This window comes from Kitasatospora putterlickiae, from assembly GCF_039527695.1.
Taxonomy (GTDB): Bacteria; Actinomycetota; Actinomycetes; order Streptomycetales; family Streptomycetaceae; genus Kitasatospora; species Kitasatospora putterlickiae.
Window position 1 is genome coordinate 374 of sequence record NZ_BAAAKJ010000434.1, and the last position, 4,541, is coordinate 4,914.

4 protein-coding genes are annotated in these 4,541 nt (G+C 75.0%); 1 reads left to right on the plus strand and 3 read right to left on the minus strand.

Going from position 1 to position 4,541, the window contains the following annotated elements:
- Window positions 1-359: 359 nt before the first annotated feature.
- The 3 genes from ABD308_RS35570 to ABD308_RS35580 are packed head-to-tail and all read right to left on the minus strand — an operon-like array spanning window position 360 to window position 1,994.
- Complete coding sequence (locus ABD308_RS35570) at window positions 360-821, minus strand: DUF6113 family protein (RefSeq protein ID WP_344344195.1); 462 nt, start codon at window positions 819-821, stop codon at window positions 360-362.
- Window positions 818-1,747 carry an N-acetyl-1-D-myo-inositol-2-amino-2-deoxy-alpha-D-glucopyranoside deacetylase gene (gene mshB / locus ABD308_RS35575; RefSeq protein WP_344344197.1) on the minus strand — a complete coding sequence of 310 codons (930 nt, stop codon included), beginning with the start codon at window positions 1,745-1,747 and terminating at the stop codon, window positions 818-820. The genes ABD308_RS35570 and mshB overlap by 4 nt, the downstream gene beginning before the upstream one ends.
- Before the next feature lie 52 nt (window positions 1,748-1,799).
- Window positions 1,800-1,994, minus strand: a complete 195-nt coding sequence (locus ABD308_RS35580; RefSeq protein WP_344344199.1) for a DUF2304 family protein — start codon at window positions 1,992-1,994, stop codon at window positions 1,800-1,802.
- A gap of 226 nt (window positions 1,995-2,220) precedes the next feature.
- Between ABD308_RS35580 and ABD308_RS35585 the strand changes: the two genes are divergently transcribed.
- Window positions 2,221-4,374: a S9 family peptidase gene (locus ABD308_RS35585; RefSeq protein WP_344344201.1), complete on the plus strand. Its 2,154-nt coding sequence runs from the start codon at window positions 2,221-2,223 to the stop codon at window positions 4,372-4,374.
- Window positions 4,375-4,541 lie beyond the last annotated feature (167 nt).

The window sequence follows — 4,541 nt, forward strand, 5'->3', positions numbered from 1 at the left end:
CCGCCCGTGCGGTCGCCGCCGGGGAAGCCCGGTGTGCCGTAGGGCGGGGTGCCCGACGGGTAGGCGTCCGGGCCCGTGCGCCGAGGCGTCGGGTGGGCGTTGTCAGATTCGCGGCTGCTCAATGCTGCTCTGCTCCGGGTTCGCGGGCCAGGCCGTGCGGCGCGACCGCGGTTCGTCGGCGCCGGGCCTGGCGGGCGGCGTCGGGTACGGCGTTCTGCGGCACCACCATACTGGGAAGAACCGACCGGTGAACCGGTTCGGAGAGATCCCGATACGTCCGGTTCCTCCGGTATGAGAGTACGACCGGGCGGTGCTGACTGCCCGTCGTACCGGCCACCGTACGCGGGTGCCCGCCCGGGTCAGCGCGGTGGGCCCGCCACCCCGGGGAACCAGCCGGCCCGGGTCGGCAGGGTGGCGCAGATCACGCCCAGGATCGAGCCGGCGAACAGCCAGGCGAGCGAGGTGGCGTTGGTCCACAGCACGTTGTCCCCCTCCGGGCGGGGGACCATCACCAGCAGCAGCGCCAGGAACCAGCCGCCCGCCGGGACGGCCGCGCCGAGCCGGGTGCCGGTCACCCGCAGGCCGCCGTAGAAGGTCGCGGCGGTGGCGGCGAGCGCCAGCAGGACCCCCACGGGCGGCCACAAGGCCTGCACAAACGCTCCGCACACCGACACCGCGAAGCCCAGCGGAAAAAGCAGGACGTACACCGCGATCCGGGCGGCGCGCGGGGGCTGGGTCTCCTTCAGCCGCTCGTCCCGGGTGCCGAGGACGGCCGCCGGGATCGAGCGGCGCGCGGGCCGCGCGGGGCCGGGCGGGGTCATCGGGCACGCTCCTCGGAGGTCGCGGCGCCGCCGGGCGCCGCCGTGAGGTCCAGGCCGGCGAACAGGTCGTCCTCCGGCAGCCGCGGCCCGGCCCGGCCGCTCACCAGCTGGTAGTACTCGGTGGTCAGCAGCGGCTGGCCCAGGTGGTTGGAGAGCGCGAAGAACCCGCCGCCGGGGGCGACCGTGATCTGGGTGGCGTGCGCTGCCATCGCGGCGGCCTTGCGGTCGGCGTACGCGGAGCCGTCCAGCGCGGTGGTGACCACCCCGTCGTCCACCACCCCGGGCACGTCGGCGGGCTCGGCCACGCCCGGGAACGGCGCCTTCTCCGCGGTCTCGGCCAGGCCCCGCGTGATCACCGACCGGGGCACCCGGTTCCAGTAGACCTTGGCGATCCGCCAGGCGGGGCCCAGCCCGGGCCGGTACGCCGGGTCGGCGGCCAGTTCGACGGCGCGCGTCGCGACCCGGTGCGCCTGGATGTGGTCGGGGTGCCCGTAGCCGCCCCGCTCGTCGTAGGTGACCAGGACCTGCGGGCGCACCTCGCGCACCACCGCCACCAGCCGTCCCGCCGCCTCGTCCACGTCGGCCCGCCAGAAGCAGCCGGGCGCGTCGTTGTCGGGCACGCCCATCATCCCGGAGTCCCGGTAGCGGCCGGGGCCGCCCAGGAAGCGGACGTCGGTGACCCCGAGCGCCGCCATCGCCTCCGTCAGCTCGCCGATCCGGTGGGCGCCGAGGGTGTCGTCCCGATCCGCCGTCAGGTGGGCCAGTCCGGCCGGGATCACCTCGCCGCCCTCGCCGAGGGTGCAGGTCACCAGGGTGACGTGGGCGCCCTCGGCGGCGTACCGGGCCATCGTGGCGCCGTTGTTGATCGACTCGTCGTCGGGGTGCGCGTGCACCAGGAGCAGGCGGCGGTCGCTGGTCGAGGTCATGGGAGGAAGCCTAACGACCGGCGCCGCGGCCCGGTGACCGCGTGCGACGGCGTCAGAGTCGCAGGCCGTTGATCATCCCGGCGAGGTTGCTGGTGACCTGGCTGATCGACGGGGCGATGGAACTGGACGCCAGGTAGAAGCCGAGCAGCGCGCAGACGATCGCGTGCGCGAGCTTCAGGCCGGAGCGACGGATCAGCACCACCACGATGACCAGCATCAGCATGGCGGCGGAGATGGACAGGGCCATGGTGGCTCACCCTCCTCGGGGCCTGGCGATCACACGTGCACCAGTCATACCCGAAGAGTGAGGCCGTCATGACGCTGGGTGAGTCCGCATGCCCCGGGGCACGGTGGCACCCATGGGGCGCATGGGCCGGTCGGAGGGGGTGTGGACCCCATCCGGGCGTACTTGCGGCCGATGCTCCGAACGAGTGATCACCATCGGTCCACCCCGGGTCGTAGGGTCTGGTGCCATGACCACCCACACCTCAGCGGACACCTTCCCGAGGCAGTACGCGCGCACCCTGCGCTACACCGTCGGCGCCCCCCGGTCGTTCTCCGTCGCACCCGACGGATCCCGGGTCGTCTTCCTGCGCTCCCGCTCCGGCAGCGACCGCGCCAACCTGCTCTGGACCCTCGACACCGCCACCGGCGAGGAGCGGATCGCCGCCGACCCGGCCGTGCTGCTCGGCGGCGGCGAGGAGGACCTCTCGCCGGCCGAGAAGGCCCGCCGCGAGCGCAGCCGCGAGGGCTCGGCCGGCATCGTCGGCTACGCGCTGGACGGCGCCGGCCGGCTCGCCGCCTTCGCCCTGTCCGGGCGGCTGTTCGTCGCCGACCTGGTCGCCGGCACCGCCACCGAGCTGCCCGCCGAGGGCCCGCTGCTCGACCCGCGCCCCTCCCCGGACGGCGTCCACGTCGCCTACGCCACCACCGCCGGCGAACTGCGGCTCACCCGCGTCGACGGCACCGGCGACCGCGCCCTCGTGCGGCCCGACGGGCCGAACGTGACGTGGGGCCAGGCCGAGTTCATCGCGCAGGAGGAGATGGACCGCGACCGGGGCCACTGGTGGTCCCCGGAGGGCGACCGGCTGCTCGTCGAGCGCGCCGACGACACCCCGGTCAACCGCTGGTGGATCGCCGACCCGGCCAACCCGGACCGCGAGCCCGCCGAGGTCGCCTACCCGGCCGCCGGCACCGCCGACGCCGAGGTCGGCCTCTGGCTGCTCGGCCTGGACGGCACCCGCACCGAGGTGGCCTGGGACCGCGCGGCCTTCCCCTACCTGGCCCGGGTGCACTGGTCGAAGGGCGGCGTGCCGCTGCTGCTCGTCCAGTCCCGCGACCAGCGCGTCCAGCGGACCCTCGGCCTGGACACCGCCACCGGCGCCACCGAGGTGCTGCACGAGGAGCGCGACGACGTCTGGCTGGAGCTGTTCCAGGGCGTCCCCGCCTGGACCCCGGACGGCCGGCTGGTGCGGATCTCCGACGAGTCCGGCGCGCGGTCGCTGGTCGTCGGCGAGCAGACCGTCACCGGGGCCGACCTGCACCTGCGCTCGGTGCTCGCGGTCACCGCCGAGGAGGTCTTCTTCACCGCCTCCGGCGGCGCCGCCGAGACCGACCCCGAGCCCGGCTGGATCGCCGTCGGCCGGATCGGCCACGACGGCAAGCGGCTCTCCTGGGAGTCCGCCAACGGCCGCCCGTTCACCTCCGTCACCACCGCCGTGCACGCGGCCGGCGTCACCGTGCGGGCCACCGCCGAGCCCGACCTGCCCGGCACCCTGGTGAAGGTCGCCCGGGACCTGCCGGAGGGCGTGGTGGTGGACGACATCGCCGTCATCGCCTCGCACGCCGAGACCCCGGTGATCACCGCCCGCCCGGTGTTCCGCTTCGCCGGCGAGCGGCGGATCCCCGCCGCGGTCTTCCTGCCCACCGGCTACGACCGCGAGCGGGACGGCCTGCTGCCGGTCCTGATGGACCCGTACGGCGGCCCGCACGGCCAGCGCGTCGTCCAGGCCCACAACCCGCACCTCAACTCGCAGTGGTTCGCCGACCAGGGCTTCGCGGTCGTGGTCGCCGACGGCCGGGGCACCCCCGGACGCGGGCCGGCCTGGGAGAAGTCGATCCACCACGACTTCGCCGGCGCCACCCTGGACGACCAGGCCGACGCGCTGGCGGCGCTCGCCGAGGAGTTCCCGCTCGACCTCGGCCGGGTCGCCATCCGCGGCTGGTCGTACGGCGGCTACCTCGCCGCGCTCGCCGTGCTGCGCCGTCCGGACGTCTTCCACGCGGCGGTCGCGGGCGCGCCGGTCACCGACTGGCGGCTCTACGACACCCACTACACCGAGCGCTACCTGGGCCACCCGGCCGAGGTGCCCGAGGTGTACGACGGCAACTCGCTGACCGGCTACGCGGCCGGCCTGGAGCGCCCGCTGATGATCATCCACGGCCTCGCCGACGACAACGTGGTGGCCGCGCACACCCTGCGGCTCTCCTCGGCGCTGCTCGCCGCCGGGCGCCCGCACACCGTGCTGCCGCTCTCCGGCGTCACCCACATGACGCCGCAGGAGGAGGTCGCGGAGAACCTGCTGCTGCTCCAGGTCGACTTCGTGAAGAAGTCGCTCGGGATCTGAGCCGCGGTGCGCCGAGGAGGGGGAGCGGGGCCGGATCAGGGTGCCCGGGCCCGCGGACGAGCGGTGCCGGGGCGTTCCCATCCCGCTCCCCCTTGGCCGCGTGTCCCCGCACGGGGGCGATCTGTCCGGCCTCGACGTGGGCGCCACGCTAGCGCCCGGCTCCGACA

What these genes read in the sequence shown, in the direction of transcription:
- ABD308_RS35570 (WP_344344195.1), bottom strand. Translation starts at nt 821, where the DNA reads ATGACCCCGCCCGGCCCCGCGCGGCCCGCGCGCCGCTCGATCCCGGCG.
- mshB (WP_344344197.1), bottom strand. Translation starts at nt 1,747, where the DNA reads ATGACCTCGACCAGCGACCGCCGCCTGCTCCTGGTGCACGCGCACCCC.
- ABD308_RS35580 (WP_344344199.1), bottom strand. Translation starts at nt 1,994, where the DNA reads ATGGCCCTGTCCATCTCCGCCGCCATGCTGATGCTGGTCATCGTGGTG.
- ABD308_RS35585 (WP_344344201.1), top strand. Translation starts at nt 2,221, where the DNA reads ATGACCACCCACACCTCAGCGGACACCTTCCCGAGGCAGTACGCGCGC.